Below are 13,904 nucleotides of genomic sequence, written 5' to 3'. Positions count from 1 at the left end.
TGCCTACCAGCTATTTCGTATTAGCTGCATCTTTGAACGCTTGGTTAAATACCTCTCCAAGCAGACTGACATCGTCAACACGCGCATAGTTTAGACGGGTAACAAAGGCAATATGGCGGTGCGGTCCGTCTTCTGCCAGTGGTATCGCGACGGCATCTTGGTTTTGCAGATGTAGCTGATCGAGTGCCATCTCAGGGACTAGCGTCGTGCCCATGTTGGCAAGTGCCATTTGAATCAAAGTGTTTAGACTGGCATCTGAGAAGCTCGATTTCATTTGGGCACGGTCAAAATGACAGACAGACAGCGTTTGGTCGGTCAAGCAATGCCCTTCGCCAAGTAACATGAGATTGGCAGTTGCTAGCTCGTCTGCATTGATAGTTTCAAGCTTGGCATGGACATCGTCTTTTGGAAATACAGCAAAAAAGTCCTCACTCCAAAACTCAAAACTGTGTAACCCATCGACCGCATAGGGCAGCGCAATGATAGCGGTGTCAATATGACCGTAACGCACTTGTTCGAGCAGACGCTCAGTTTGTTGCTCAACGATGTTCATACGGAACTCAGGATATTGAGCACGCAGTGCAGGCAGTACTTTTGGCAGCAAGTACGGTGCAATCGTTGGAATGATGCCCACGGTCATGGGGTAAGCTAGCGGCGTCTGATGGCTGTGCGCGCGCGTGGTCAAATCACTGACTTCAGAAAACACTCGCTGTGCCCGTGTGAGGATGTCCTGACCGATAGGGGTAATCAGTACCTGTTTGTTATTACGCTCAAAAATCTGCGTATCCAGCTGTTTTTCTAATTCGGCAATACCCAAGCTTAGGGCAGATTGTGAGATATTACAGTCTTCTGCTGCGCGTTTAAAATGACGATGTTTGGCTACGGCTAGAGCAAACTCAAGTTGTCGTAAAGTAATCATAAAACCTCTCTTTTAATGGGTTTTTCATGCAAATTATTATGCTTAGTTGACCTTTATAAGGCAGTAAATTACCAATTATGAACCAGTGATAAAGTATAGAGAGAATAGTTTAACAAGTTTAATAAAACAAAACATCACATTAAAAACTTTTAACTGGATTAACCATAGAATTCGCGTATAGTTTGTCGGGTAGCCCAGATTCATTAAGGGTTAATCTGAAAAACCATATAAATAATTTTCAATTTACTTCACTATAAAGGATCCAATCATGGCGTCTATCATTAATCAAGAAATCCCAGAATTTTCAGCAGATGCGTACGTAAACGGTGAGTTTAAAACCATCACTTCAGAAGACGTAAAAGGCAACTGGGCAATTTTCTTATTCTACCCAGCTGATTTTACTTTTGTTTGCCCAACTGAGCTTGAAGACATGGCTGCTCATTACGACGAGCTTAAAGGCCTTGGTGTTGAAGTATACTCAGTATCAACTGACACGCATTTCACGCACAAAGCATGGCATGATTCTTCAGAAGCCATTGGTAAAGTACAGTATCCAATGATCGGCGATCCTACTGGTCGTATCACTCGCGGCTTTAACGTGATGATCGAAGAAGCAGGTTTGGCTGAACGCGGTACTTTCCTAGTAGATCCTGATGGCTTAATTCAAGTAGCTGAGATTCATGCTGGTGGTATCGGCCGTAGTGCAAAAGACATGCTACGCAAAGTAAAAGCGGCACAGTATGTTCGTGAAAACGACGGCGAAGTTTGCCCAGCAGCTTGGGAACAAGGCGGCGAGACATTGAAGCCAAGTCTTGACCTAGTTGGTAAAATCTAAGTAGATATTTCACTGCTTAAGTAAATATAGTATTGGTCGATACCGTTAGGTCAAACCAGTACAACTAAAAAGACCCTATCAGCGATTGTTGATGGGGTCTTTTTTTTGCTTGTATGCTATGTAGTTATATACTTTATAAGTATCAGTCTTAACCTGCTTGGTTGGCATCTATGGTTCTATAGATCTCGTCTTTGAGATGCAACTTCCGTCGTTTCATTTGTTCTATTTCTTCGTCACGACTGGCATGCTTTACCAAATCTTTTTCGAGATAATTGATCTTTTGATCAAGCTCAGTATGCTCATCGAAAATACTCGCAAAATGACTGTCTTTGAGCTTTAGCTCGGCAATAATATCTTTATTGTCGTGGAAGGTATCTGTTTTTCTCATGTGTTCATCCTTGTCATGAAACGCAAGCTTGTCATAAGCAGTTGCGTATTGTTGTAAAAGGCGGTGTAACGTAAGAACTATTCTCGATTGTAGCGAAAAAACCCCTTAGAAACCACGTCTATTATCTGTCAGTGTATTTGTATTTAATTTATTAAGTTAAATAACGATTGGTTTTATAAAACATAAAGTTTGAGTTTCTCAGCTTGCCCAAATCCCTCAAACACCTGATAATAGGGACATCAAAGGGTACAAGCCCACTACATATTACGTTTTATACAAAATTATTAATCCCAACTATTTTATATTTAGACGCGCAGCATGACAGTTGCCGTTACATATTCAGCCATAATGAGGAACAAACATGATAGACCAAAATTTATTAGATGCCGTTAAGAGCTACAGCGAAAATATGACCCGCCCAATTACCTTCGTATTGGGTACGGGTACACATACAAAACGTGCAGAATTGGTGGATTTTTTGACCAAGATTGCGGGTACAACCGATAAAATCAATTTCGATGCAGCAGCAACTGATGATAGCCTACCTAGTGCGATTAGCTTCAAAGTAGTGAGTCATGTTGAAGGTGTGTCAGCTGATACTGGTATTGTATTCAGCGGTATCCCAGGCGGCCACGAGTTTACTTCATTGATTTTGGCAATCTTGCAGGCTGGTGGTCATACGCTTAAATTGGATGAAGGTATCCAAAAGCTGGTCAAGCGTTTTAATAAGCCATTACAGTTCCAGACCTATGTGTCGTTGTCTTGCCACAGTTGTCCAGAAGTGGTTCAAGCATTGAATCAATTTGCGCTATTAAATGATGGTATTAGCAATGAGATGATCGATGGCGCCTTGTTCCAAGAGCAAGTAGAAGCGAACAAAATCCAAGGCGTACCAGCAGTATTTTTAAACGGTAAACCTTTTGCTAATGGCTTAATCGATACGGCTAAATTGATCGGAAAATTACAAGAACAGTTTCCAGATCTACTGTCAGAAGTAGAAGACGATGCTGAGCAATTAGAGCAGCAAGACGTTACTATCATTGGTGCTGGTCCTGCAGGCGTGGCGGCTGCCATCTATACAGCACGTAAAGGTCTGAAAGTAACCATGGTCGCTGATCGTATCGGTGGACAGGTGAAAGACACACAGGATATCGAAAACTTGATTTCAGTACCGCTGACCAATGGTACAGACTTATCGACCAATTTCGTCAAGCATTTGGCCGAATACAACATCACACTAAAAGAGCATGTGAGTGTCAAAGACATCGGCGAGACTGAAGAAGAGAACTACCGTATCCAGTTAAACACGGGCGAGACGTTTGAGACTCGCAGTATCATCCTAGCGACTGGTGCTCAGTGGCGCAAGCTGGGTGTACCGGGCGAAGAAGAAAACATTGGTAAAGGCGTGGCATTCTGTGCGCATTGTGATGGCCCTTTCTTTAAGGGTAAAGATATCTCAGTCATCGGCGGTGGTAACTCAGGTGTCGAGGCGGCACTAGATTTGGCAGGTATCGTCAATCACGTCACTGTGCTTGAGTTCGCTGATGATCTAAAAGCTGATCAGGTACTCATCAATAAAGCCAAAGAAAAAACCAACATCGAGTTCATCACAGGGGTAGCCACCCAAGAGATCAAAGCGACTGATGGCAAAGTGTCTTCAATCGTGTATCAAGATCGCAGTACTGGTGAGAACCATGAGCGTGATTTATCAGGAGTATTCGTACAGATTGGTCTGGTACCAAACACTGGATTCATCAAAGGCTTTGTAGATTTAAACCGCTTTGGTGAGATTGAAATTGATGAGCGCTGCCGTACCGATCGCAAAGGCATCTTTGCTTGCGGTGATGTAACCACCGTGCCATTTAAGCAGATTAACATCGCGATGGGTGAGGGTAGTAAAGCGGCATTGTCAGCGTTTGAATATTTGGTCATGCAGTAAGCTGTTTCGGTCTACGCTATGCAGCAGTAAAGTTAGTCTAAGAAGCCACCTCTTTTGAGGTGGTTTTTTTGCGCTTGTGTAGGAATTTTTCTATAGAATAGCGCCTAAAGTTTAGAAACCAGTCATTTGGATGAGTGAACAAAGCAATTTCTCTTGAAGAATATTATCATTTACGTTACAAATGCGCCATTTTCGTTACAAATACGGGTCTTAGATGCGATAATAAGCCCAATAAAACCTATCATAGCGTCATGAACTATAAGGAAAATAGCCATGGAATATATAGAATCTTTTTTTGCCCTAGTCGGGGATCTAACGTGGGGCTGGGCACTCGTGCCTATGTTAATTATTTTTGGTTTGTTATTTACCATTGTGGGCAAGTTCGCCCAGTTTACATATTTTAAACGTATGTTCCGTGTGTTTAAGACGGATGAAGTAGGGGATGACGGCATTTCTGCCCGTCAGGCGTTGCTGGTGTCGATCGGTGGGCGTGTTGGCGGTGGTAATATTGCTGGTGTTGCCGTTGCGATCTCTTTAGGTGGCCCTGGTGCGGTTTTTTGGATGTGGGTTGTGGCCCTCATTGGCATGATGACCAGTATTGTTGAGTGTAGTTTGGCTCAGCTGTACAAGCGTAGAGACAATGATGGTAACTTTCGCGGCGGCCCTGCAACCTATATCCTGCATGGTTTAGGTAAAGATTATCGCTGGCTCGCCGTCATTTATGCGATCTCGCTACTACTGTCTTTCTCTATTGGGTTTGTGGCATTCCAAGGCAATACGGTGGCAGGTTCTGCGCTTGAAAGTTTCGGCATTGATCGCTGGATATCAGGTGCAGTACTAGTGGTTGCAGGCGGTTTTATCGTCTTTGGCGGTATCCAGCGCATTGCAAAAGTAGCCGATGTTGTCATTCCTGTGATGGCCTTAATCTATATTGGTATGGCGCTGATTGTTATCGTGCTTAATATCACCGAACTGCCTGCATTGATGGCGATGATTGTTAAAAATGCGTTTGGTATTGAATCTGTCGTAGGCGGTGGTATCGGTGTGGCAATTGAGCAAGGCATGAAGCGCGGCTTATTCTCGAATGAGGCAGGTTTGGGTTCTGCACCTAATATCGCTGCTACTGCTTATGCCACGCATCCTGTCAGTCAAGGTATCTCACAGTCACTGTCTGTGTTTATTGATACGATCGTCGTGTGTAGTGCTACGGCATTCATGATTTTGCTGAGTGGTGTATATCAACCCGGTGCTGAAATCGATGGTATTGTACTAGCACAGCAAGCGCTGACCGCTCAACTTGGTGATTGGTCACAGTATGTGTTAACCATCTCACTATTGCTGTTTGCACTAAGCTCTATCATGTATAACTACTATATGGGCGAAAATGCGATTAACTTCTTGGTTAAGAAGAATATCAAAATGGCGACCTTGGTGTTACGAATTGTCGTGATTGCGATATTGTTCTTGGGAGCAGTAGCACCTACGGCAACCGCAGTGTTCTTCTTTGCTGACCCGCTAATGGGCGTGCTAGCACTAGCAAACTTATTGGCCTTGATTATGTTGTTTCCGCGAGCCAAGCGTCTACTTGACGACTTTGCAGGTCAATTAAAAGCAGGGGTTAAAGAGCCGTTATTCGATGCACAAGAGTATGAAAAACTGGATCTCGATCTGAGTGCATGGGGTAAAAAAGCCGTAAAAGAAGCATTAGAGCAAAAGCAGTAAAACGTTATGCTTGAAGTCTTATCAAATAAAAAACCACTTTAACGTCAGTTAAAGTGGTTTTTTTAATTGGCTAGTACGCCCACAAGTGACAAAATCTCACCCGCTTCATCTTCTTCAATAACCCGTGTCTCTGCTAGTGCTGACTGTTGCCACGCTAGTATGTGCGGGTTATTCATCATGGTTTGGCAATATTGCTTGGTCAGTGGTTTGAGTTCGATATCAGAGGCATCGGCATAGGTCTGTAATCGCAGTACCACTGGGGCAAAGAAGACATCAGCTGCTGTGACATCTCCAAATAAGAAACTGTTTTCTGAGCGTCCTTTTAAACAATCAGCAAAAATACTCTCAATGCGAGCAATATCTGCTAAGCACGCGTCGCTTGGTTGTATCTTAGCGGTTGCTCTGATATTCATAGGCATCTCGTTACGAATACCTGTCAATCCTGAATGCATCTCCGCCACGATACTTTGGCAGTAGGCACTATTTATTCTACTTTGACTGTCATGCTGTGCGCTAGCGTTAGACTTCTTTATGCCTGTCCAAATATCACTATCCGTAAAGTACTCATTAATATGTATCGCAATGGCCAGCGTATCCCAGACGGTTACTTGCTTATCGTCCTCACCATAGACCAATATAGGTACTTTGTCCGTTGGTGAATACGCTTCAAGCGTTGGACGTGCTGATGGATGGAACAGTTCGATAAGCTGCTCATCAAAATCAACATCGAATGCTTTGAGCAGCAGCCAAGCTCGTAGCGACCAAGAGGAGTAATTTTTATTGCCGATGATAAGTAGCGGTTTTTGCATCATACAGTCCTATTAGCCATATCAATTTTTTATTATAGTCAAGCCTATATAAATCCGCTACATCGTCATCCTCGCTAAGCATACTAATGCATAACTTGCACTCGGTTTCCTTGTATCGAAATTATATTGAACTGACTATATGTACTCAATATTGAAAGTGTACCAGTCTATAATTTGAGCGATATTTCTGTCATTTAAGTATTATTTTTTCACTCAAATAATCTTCTAAAAAAAGCCCATTCAATATTTGGGCGGGCTTTCTATATTTTTGCATTCAATATCATCAGTTTTTATTTCTGATCAACGCAATAACAGGAATGGCAACCACATACATCAGTACGCCATACAGGGCAGCAGGTAGGGCAATGGCAGGCAGACCTGCTGCCGTTCCCATGATAATGGGGGCTAAGGTGATGGCAGTGGTACTGTTTTGAATGCTGGTTTCTATCGACACGGTCTTGGTATCAAACCAACTAAGCTTTAATAGCTTAGACGTCAACATACTCAAAGCAAATAATATGACAATAATAAAGACAAGCTCTAGCCCAATGGCAGTCGCTTGTGATTTGAGTAATGCCCAGTTAGAAGCGACCGCAGCGAAGACAATCAGCACAAAGAAGATACTGGCGATACCATTTAAAATGCCGCTTTTGCTGACCATAAAGTTAGTGAACTTGCGGCGAGCGAGCATACCAAGCGTCACAGGCAACGTGGTCAATAAAAACATCACTAGACCAATCTTTACCGCGCTAATAGAGCCCGCTTGGTCTTTCATGAAATGATCAAACGCTAAGGTGATAAATATTGGCAAGGTGATGACCGATAGCAGACTGACCACGCCGGTCAATGCGACAGACAGGGCGACATTGCCTTTGGCATAAAAGGTCAGCATATTGCTGGTCACGCCGCCTGGGCAAAAACTAATCAGCATAATACCAAAGGCAATGGTTGGCGGCGGTGTAGTGATAAGTACTACTGCTAAGGCCACTAAAGGCACAAAAACAACTTGATTGACGAGACCGACAAAGAAGGCTTTTGGATTATTGGCAATGACTTTGAAATCACTGAGCTTTAAACCTGCTCCTAGGGTAAACATGATGTAGGCGAGTGCCAGTGGGAGTAATGCTAACGCAGTGTTGTTCATCAAACATTCCTTGTAAAACTACAGTGCCATATCAAGATGGCTTTTAAAAAAGAAACAGTAGTAGGCTTATACGCGTATCGCGCAGCTGCTCACAGTCCATGTGTGAAATTGTTTAAGCATCTAAGTATTTAGAGAGTTAAGTGTTTATCTATCTTACATCTAAACGGTGAATCCTCTTAGAGAGATCACGTGCTTTGATCAATAGTAGTAGTATTACGTGCGTTTGGTAACCCACTGGGTGTGACTATAGAGGTTTTTATCGTGTACATCGGCAGTGAGATTCTACTCATAATAAAAAGCCCACAAGATACTGTGGGCCAAATTTGTTGATTATCTCGTCAGTTAAGCAGTACTATTTATCCAAACTAGTCATCCAGCAAGTCCATTTGCTTGGCGGCTTCATAGATCCCGTTTGAGCGGTTACCAGTACGGCAGAATATCAGCATTGGCTGCTCAGCTTGGTTAAAGAAATCAGCAAACGTTTCGACGTGGATTTGGTTAAGCTCGTTACCAGCAAATGATATTTCTTTGTAAGCCAGTCCCGCTTCTTTAGCTGCCGCTTCAATCTCTGCGCTGGTTGGTTGATTTGGCTCTTCACCATCTGGACGGTTATTGATGATGGTTTTAAAACCATTTTCGGCAATCATTGGTACTTGATCAGGGGTGATTTGGCCGGTAAAGCTAACTTCATGGCTCATGAGAGCTCCTTATTATTGTCTATATGAAAAGGGTATATCGGTTGTTTGAATACAGTGCTAAGCCTAATCTGAATCCATCAACTTCTAAAGATGAGCTATGTAAACATCGTAACAGTCTTTATAAATGCAACTATCTTTATAGTAGACCTTGCATCAAAGCACTTTGATACAGCAGTTTGGCACGTGCGCCAGTACCACAAAACATTAGTATGGGCTTTGGCATTGAGTGATAAAAATTAGCAAACTGCTCCACAGTAAACAGACTCAAGCGCTCATCATCAAAGGGTAGATGATGGTAGGCTAGGTTGGCTGCCTTGGTCGCCGTCGCTAAGTCACAACTGTTAGGCTGTGTCTCAATTTCAGCATCTGGGCGTATATTGAGCACAGAGCGATAGCCAAGCTCAGCAATCTTCATACATTGGCTTGGGTATATTTGCTTATAAATCGTTAATTCATCGGTCATAAATGGGATCAATTGTGTTTGTTAAGGGGTGTTTTTTATTAAAGCTTATCAAATCGTGTGAGCATACTATTCTGAGCATAACGTGCAGCTACTCAGTTGGTCTAGGATAACACAGGCGCTATCATAGCGATATTGTGTTGTAGACGACAATAACATTTGAGGAGTAGCCACTAACATAATATTAGTACTAGATTTTCTTTAAGGCATCGACGGCATCTAAGGTACTTAGATAAACCTGCCCTGATAGCTCAGTCACCAATGGAGTATGACCGATAATGTCCATGACAGGGCCTTTGATGAAGCTAAAATGTAAGCGCTTATTCTGTAATGTTAACTCGTGGTTTAAGGTGCAAAGCATCTCTTGAGCAGTCAGGTCAATATGATTGACAGCGGCCATGATGAGAACAATCTCGTGCGCCTGTGGATGCTGCTGCATGGCATTGAGAATACGATGATGTACGGACTCACTATTACCAAAAAACAAACTCTCATCGATACGTAGCATCAATAAATTATCAAACGTCACAACGTCGTGGCGATTGATATTGCGAAAGTGTCCCGTATTGCCTAACTGCCCAACGATGGCAACGTGGGGTTTGCTTGACTGCCAAATTAAACTGGCGAATGACACCATCAGACCGATGACCAGTCCGGTGTTTAGCCCAAATATGAGCACCCCGATGAACGCTGCCAAAAAACTGGCACCATCCAAGCGATCACGCTGCCAAGCTGACTTTAAGGTGGCGATATCTATCAGTCCAATGATAGAGGCCATGATGGTGGCACCCAACAGCGCGTAGGGTAGCGGGGCAAGCGCATCGCTAAAGGCGACCAGTGCAGCAATCATGATCAGCACAGTCACGAGGCTGGCAAGCGGTGTCTTTGCACCTGAGTCGACATTGATAGCGGTACGCGAAAATCCACCTGCAACTGCAAAACTCTGAAACAGTCCACCAGATAAATTGGCGAGCCCTAGCCCAGTCAGCTCACGGTTGGCATCAAATTTTTCGCCGCGTAGCCGTGCATAAGTGCTGGCCACTGAGCTGCTCGATACAAAGATGATAAGCGCCATCAGACCCGCTGTGGGTAAGAGCTTGAGCGCTTCTTGTAAGTCTGTCACATGTGGCAGCGTAAAGCTTGGTAACCCACGCGGTATACTACCAATGGTCGCAACGCCACGTGAATCCCAATGTAGCGCCATACTCAGAACGATGGCTAAACCTAATAAGATAAGTGGAAACAGGCGTTCTGCCCATTTAGCATAGGACGATGACAGCCACGTTTGCCATACCCACCCGCTCGCGTAGCGGTTGGCAACCAGCAGTACAAAAGCTACGACACCGATCAGTAGCGTCAGTGGATGTAGCTGATTCACATACAATTGCATGGTAGATAAGTAGCCAATTAAGCTACTGCCAGTGATGGGAATTGCCATCAGGTACTTGAGCTGGCTTATAAATATCAGCACGGCAGCCCCGCTCACAAACCCTGCTGAGACCCCGCGACTGATAAACTGCATGATCCAGCCAAGCTTTAACCGTCCGGCAATCCACAGTAATGCGCCTACCATCAGTGCCAACAGACTCGCCATCAGTGCATATTGCTCAGTGCCCTGCTCAGCATAAGGCAGTAGCCCACTGGCCGTCATAATGGCAGTGATCGCAACAGGGCCCACGGCTTGTACGTTACTTGAGCCAAGCCAAGCGTAGACGAGCACAGGGACAATGGCTGCATAGAGCCCATACACAGGCGGCAACCCTGCAAGTACGGCATAGCCTAAGCTCTGCGGTATGACCAATACGCCCACCACAAGCCCTGCGACCAAATCAGTCGGTAACGCTGTAAGCTGGTATTGGCGCAGCCAACTGGGAATCAGACGAGCAGCGATAGAAGACATATCAATACATCACCAATATAGAAAGCAGCATAAAATAGTTAGGCGAGTACGGCGTTATTCGGTTTTGGCACAAAATCTCTGATAAAGCAGCTCTAGTACGGCTAACGCATCATCACTTGCGATACTATAGTAGATTTGCTTACCTTCGCGGCGTGTCGTAACCAGCGCATCTTTACGCAAGATACCTAGCTGTTGCGACAAGCTTGGTTGCCCAACACCGACCAAACTCTCAAGTTCGCCGACGCAGTACTCACCTTGTGTCAACTGACAGAGCAGCAGCAAGCGATCAGGATGTGATAGCGACTTTAGCAATTGGCTGGCTTGCATCGATGCTTGCTGCATTTGTTTGGCCAGATCCATAGGGGCAAAGTCCGCACTATCTGATAACGCATCATCATTAGCGCTGTGAGTAGAGGTATCTACTGCTGAAGTAGAAGTAGCCAGAATAAGCTCCTTGTATAAACATGACGATAGACATCGCCGTACTGCTGAACAATATATAGTTGATTATCAAGGATATCAGGCAACATATCAAGTTATCATTATTTACATTATATAAATTGATAAACTATAGAGTGGTTGCTATATTAGATATAACAAATAAATCGTCAACACAAATGTATATTATATACGACTGCCTATCACACTTAAGGTTAATTAGAAATAAAAATTACTGTGGTATGAATGGTCATATATAAATAAAGAGGTAGCCATGCAAGTTCATTCTTTTTTAGACAGTGACACAGAAACCTATACCCATGTACTCGCCGATGTCGAGCAGCAGTTATGCGCCATCATTGATCCAGTATTAAACTTTGATGCCAAATCAGGCAGAACGAATACCAGTAGTGTTGATGAAGTCATTGAATTCGTACGTGAGCAGGGCTGGTCGCTTCAGTACATCATTGAGACCCATGCCCATGCAGATCATCTATCGGCTGCAATCCATGTCAAAGATAGTCTGGGCGGGCAATTAGTCATCGGTCAGCATATTACCGAAGTACAAAAAATCTTTAAGCAAATCTTTAACTTCGATACCAGCTTTCGCACCGATGCCAGTCAGTTTGATATTTTGACAGATGAAGGTGAGACGCTAGCACTTGGCAGTATTACCATCACTGCGATGTACGTGCCCGGTCATACCCGTGCTGATATGGCTTATCTGGCTCATGATAACGAAAAAACAGTAGTGTTCGTTGGTGATACCTTGTTTGCGCCTGATGTGGGTACAGCCCGCTGTGATTTCCCTGGCGGTGATGCCAAAACTTTGTATCAATCTATCCAAAAGCTATTGGCGCTTCCCGAAGATACGACTATGTATCTGTGTCATGATTATCCAGGCGAAGGACGAAAACATTGCCCAACCACGACGGTCGCAGCGCAAAAGCTAGAAAACATCCATGTCAAAGACAGTATAAACGAAGCTGAGTTTGTACAGATGCGTGAGCGCCGTGATGCCACGCTGGATATGCCGCGCTTGATTATTCCAGCAGTGCAAATCAATATCGATGCAGGAAAATTTCCGGAGCCAGAAGACAATGGTACGCGTTATCTAAAAGTACCGATTAATGTACTCGGTGGATAAGTTAAACAATGAAATAACTGAAAAATCGTTACCCGATGCAGCTCTACGTAAGTATCGTATGATTAATATCTATAAGAATGCTAATCTGTAGACTGTCCGTTTTATAGATGCTGTGTATGACCAACTGCAAGCGCTAAGTGCGGCAATAACTGGAGAGAGCAATGAATCCGTATGAGCGTTATGTATTGCCAAAGCTGATAGATATCACTTGTAGTACAGGTTATGTGATGAAAGCGCGATCTAAAATCGTCCCTCAGGCACTAGGTGAGGTGTTAGAAATTGGTATTGGCAGTGGTCTAAATTTGCAGTTTTATGATGCTAAAAAAGTCTCCTCTATTATCGGTGTCGATCCAGCAGCGCAGATGCAGTCGCTCGCTCGCAAACGAGCCGCTGACATTAGTATTCCAGTGCAAGTGATAGCCGTTGATGTACAAGGTATTCATGCTGATACGGATCAATTTGATACCATTGTCATGACTTTTACATTGTGTAGTATTGATGACCCAGTAGCCGCACTCAAAGAGATGGCACGCGTGCTAAAACCTAGCGGACGCTTACTATTTTGTGAGCACGGCTTAGCGCCAGATATCTCTGTTAAGCGTTGGCAGCATCGATTGACACCTTTTTGGAAACCGATGGCAGGTGGTTGTCATCTGAATCGTGATATTCCATCTATCATTAGAGAAGCTGGTTTTGTCATCGATGAGTTGAGCGAAGCGTATTTGCCAGGTCCACGACCGATGAGCTACGTATATAGCGGCGTGGCACAGCAAACAGCATAGAGAACAAATATGAATGTTCAACAGACCCTAATGAAGAGTCTGCAAGATAACAAAACGATTAGAATAATTAAAATAGGAATCAAATGATGAGTGACCAGAGTTTTCATTTAGTATGTCCACATTGCCAAGCAACCAATCGTTTACCTGTAGCTCGGCTCAGTGCTGACCCGAAATGCGGCAAATGCAGTCAAGCATTGCTAACAGCTAGCCCACATGAGCTCAATGCGCAGACAGCTAATAAGGTCATTCAAAAAAATGAGGTATTGACCATTGTAGACTTTTGGGCAAGCTGGTGTCAGCCTTGTATCATGATGGCACCAGAGTTCAAGGTTGCTGCCAGTCAGTTGCCGCAGGTGGTCTTTGCCAAAATACAAACCGACAAATACGAGCAAGCAGCTGCACCTTATAATATTCGCAGCTTACCGACGATGGTCGCTTTTAGGAACGGTAGGGAGGTGGCGCGGCAATCAGGTGCATTACCCAGTCATCAAATCATTCAGTGGGTACAAAGTTTACAACCGTAGTGTTCAGAGATTTGGGATGCTATCCGATACAAGTGATTGTATTTAGATACCAAAATATCAGTCGTCAAAAAAGCCAATACGTTTATCGCGTATTGGCTTTTTTATGGTGTCATAACGATGGCTGGTGGTGTATCAAAAAGTATGCTGAGGAATTGAAGGAGGGGTGATAGCCGAAGCAAGATGATATATTTGAGGTTAT

14 protein-coding genes are annotated in these 13,904 nt (G+C 43.9%); 6 read left to right on the top strand and 8 right to left on the bottom strand.

Annotation, left to right across the window (positions count from 1 at the left end; genetic code table 11):
• Positions 1 to 10: 10 nt before the first annotated feature.
• Positions 11 to 919, bottom strand: coding sequence for a hydrogen peroxide-inducible genes activator (locus IP485_RS12660; protein WP_198327514.1), 909 nt, complete (start codon positions 917 to 919; stop codon positions 11 to 13).
• A 268-nt stretch (positions 920 to 1,187) separates the two neighbouring features.
• Here IP485_RS12660 and ahpC point away from each other — a divergent pair, with 268 nt between their 5' ends.
• Positions 1,188 to 1,754 (top strand): alkyl hydroperoxide reductase subunit C, encoded by a 567-nt coding sequence (gene ahpC / locus IP485_RS12655; protein ID WP_198327512.1) that lies wholly within the window; start codon positions 1,188 to 1,190, stop codon positions 1,752 to 1,754.
• A 148-nt stretch (positions 1,755 to 1,902) separates the two neighbouring features.
• On the opposite strand, the gene IP485_RS12650 is transcribed toward ahpC, so the two are convergent.
• Positions 1,903 to 2,142 carry a YdcH family protein gene (locus IP485_RS12650; protein WP_194364634.1) on the bottom strand — a complete coding sequence of 80 codons (240 nt, stop codon included), beginning with the start codon at positions 2,140 to 2,142 and terminating at the stop codon, positions 1,903 to 1,905.
• A 361-nt stretch (positions 2,143 to 2,503) separates the two neighbouring features.
• Between IP485_RS12650 and ahpF the strand changes: the two genes are divergently transcribed.
• Together ahpF and IP485_RS12640 are read left to right on the top strand one after the other, a co-directional pair.
• Positions 2,504 to 4,081 (top strand): alkyl hydroperoxide reductase subunit F, encoded by a 1,578-nt coding sequence (ahpF, locus tag IP485_RS12645; RefSeq protein WP_198327510.1) that lies wholly within the window; start codon positions 2,504 to 2,506, stop codon positions 4,079 to 4,081.
• A 273-nt stretch (positions 4,082 to 4,354) separates the two neighbouring features.
• Positions 4,355 to 5,803 (top strand): alanine/glycine:cation symporter family protein, encoded by a 1,449-nt coding sequence (locus tag IP485_RS12640; RefSeq protein ID WP_194364636.1) that lies wholly within the window; start codon positions 4,355 to 4,357, stop codon positions 5,801 to 5,803.
• Between the two features lie 62 nt (positions 5,804 to 5,865).
• On the opposite strand, the gene IP485_RS12635 is transcribed toward IP485_RS12640, so the two are convergent.
• The 6 genes from IP485_RS12635 to IP485_RS12610 all read right to left on the bottom strand — a co-directional run bounded on the left by IP485_RS12635 (position 5,866) and on the right by IP485_RS12610 (position 11,174).
• On the bottom strand, positions 5,866 to 6,615 hold the full coding sequence (locus IP485_RS12635) for a glutathione S-transferase family protein (RefSeq protein WP_227686544.1): 750 nt from the start codon (positions 6,613 to 6,615) through the stop codon (positions 5,866 to 5,868).
• Between the two features lie 280 nt (positions 6,616 to 6,895).
• Positions 6,896 to 7,756 carry a bile acid:sodium symporter family protein gene (locus tag IP485_RS12630; RefSeq protein WP_198327508.1) on the bottom strand — a complete coding sequence of 287 codons (861 nt, stop codon included), beginning with the start codon at positions 7,754 to 7,756 and terminating at the stop codon, positions 6,896 to 6,898.
• Between the two features lie 365 nt (positions 7,757 to 8,121).
• Positions 8,122 to 8,454, bottom strand: coding sequence for a TIGR01244 family sulfur transferase (locus tag IP485_RS12625; protein ID WP_198327506.1), 333 nt, complete (start codon positions 8,452 to 8,454; stop codon positions 8,122 to 8,124).
• Between the two features lie 136 nt (positions 8,455 to 8,590).
• Entirely contained in the window at positions 8,591 to 8,917 is a 327-nt protein-coding gene (locus IP485_RS12620; RefSeq protein WP_198327504.1) for a beta-lactamase hydrolase domain-containing protein, read from the bottom strand.
• Between the two features lie 187 nt (positions 8,918 to 9,104).
• Entirely contained in the window at positions 9,105 to 10,814 is a 1,710-nt protein-coding gene (locus tag IP485_RS12615; RefSeq protein WP_198327502.1) for a SulP family inorganic anion transporter, read from the bottom strand.
• Positions 10,815 to 10,868: 54 nt separating this feature from the next.
• Complete coding sequence (locus IP485_RS12610; protein WP_265087587.1) at positions 10,869 to 11,174, bottom strand: ArsR/SmtB family transcription factor; 306 nt, start codon at positions 11,172 to 11,174, stop codon at positions 10,869 to 10,871.
• A 352-nt stretch (positions 11,175 to 11,526) separates the two neighbouring features.
• Between IP485_RS12610 and IP485_RS12605 the strand changes: the two genes are divergently transcribed.
• The 3 genes from IP485_RS12605 (at position 11,527) to trxA (ending at position 13,705) form a co-directional block, all read left to right on the top strand.
• Positions 11,527 to 12,399, top strand: a complete 873-nt coding sequence (locus IP485_RS12605; RefSeq protein WP_198327500.1) for an MBL fold metallo-hydrolase — start codon at positions 11,527 to 11,529, stop codon at positions 12,397 to 12,399.
• Positions 12,400 to 12,560: 161 nt separating this feature from the next.
• Entirely contained in the window at positions 12,561 to 13,181 is a 621-nt protein-coding gene (locus IP485_RS12600; RefSeq protein WP_198327498.1) for a class I SAM-dependent methyltransferase, read from the top strand.
• Positions 13,182 to 13,267: 86 nt separating this feature from the next.
• Positions 13,268 to 13,705 (top strand): thioredoxin, encoded by a 438-nt coding sequence (gene trxA / locus IP485_RS12595; protein WP_198327497.1) that lies wholly within the window; start codon positions 13,268 to 13,270, stop codon positions 13,703 to 13,705.
• The last annotated feature ends 199 nt before the right edge of the window (positions 13,706 to 13,904 follow it).

It is taken from the genome of Psychrobacter sp. NG27, from assembly GCF_016106655.1.
Classification (GTDB): domain Bacteria; phylum Pseudomonadota; class Gammaproteobacteria; order Pseudomonadales; family Moraxellaceae; genus Psychrobacter.
Note: the sequence above shows the minus strand (reverse complement) of the source record. Positions and strands in the feature narration are given on the sequence as shown.

Bases quoted from the DNA above. Each gene is read 5' to 3' on its own strand.
- IP485_RS12660 (WP_198327514.1), bottom strand. From the start codon at position 919: ATGATTACTTTACGACAACTTGAGTTTGCTCTAGCCGTAGCCAAACAT.
- ahpC (WP_198327512.1), top strand. From the start codon at position 1,188: ATGGCGTCTATCATTAATCAAGAAATCCCAGAATTTTCAGCAGATGCG.
- IP485_RS12650 (WP_194364634.1), bottom strand. From the start codon at position 2,142: ATGAGAAAAACAGATACCTTCCACGACAATAAAGATATTATTGCCGAG.
- ahpF (WP_198327510.1), top strand. From the start codon at position 2,504: ATGATAGACCAAAATTTATTAGATGCCGTTAAGAGCTACAGCGAAAAT.
- IP485_RS12640 (WP_194364636.1), top strand. From the start codon at position 4,355: ATGGAATATATAGAATCTTTTTTTGCCCTAGTCGGGGATCTAACGTGG.
- IP485_RS12635 (WP_227686544.1), bottom strand. From the start codon at position 6,615: ATGATGCAAAAACCGCTACTTATCATCGGCAATAAAAATTACTCCTCT.
- IP485_RS12630 (WP_198327508.1), bottom strand. From the start codon at position 7,756: ATGAACAACACTGCGTTAGCATTACTCCCACTGGCACTCGCCTACATC.
- IP485_RS12625 (WP_198327506.1), bottom strand. From the start codon at position 8,454: ATGAGCCATGAAGTTAGCTTTACCGGCCAAATCACCCCTGATCAAGTA.
- IP485_RS12620 (WP_198327504.1), bottom strand. From the start codon at position 8,917: ATGACCGATGAATTAACGATTTATAAGCAAATATACCCAAGCCAATGT.
- IP485_RS12615 (WP_198327502.1), bottom strand. From the start codon at position 10,814: ATGTCTTCTATCGCTGCTCGTCTGATTCCCAGTTGGCTGCGCCAATAC.
- IP485_RS12610 (WP_265087587.1), bottom strand. From the start codon at position 11,174: ATGGATCTGGCCAAACAAATGCAGCAAGCATCGATGCAAGCCAGCCAA.
- IP485_RS12605 (WP_198327500.1), top strand. From the start codon at position 11,527: ATGCAAGTTCATTCTTTTTTAGACAGTGACACAGAAACCTATACCCAT.
- IP485_RS12600 (WP_198327498.1), top strand. From the start codon at position 12,561: ATGAATCCGTATGAGCGTTATGTATTGCCAAAGCTGATAGATATCACT.
- trxA (WP_198327497.1), top strand. From the start codon at position 13,268: ATGAGTGACCAGAGTTTTCATTTAGTATGTCCACATTGCCAAGCAACC.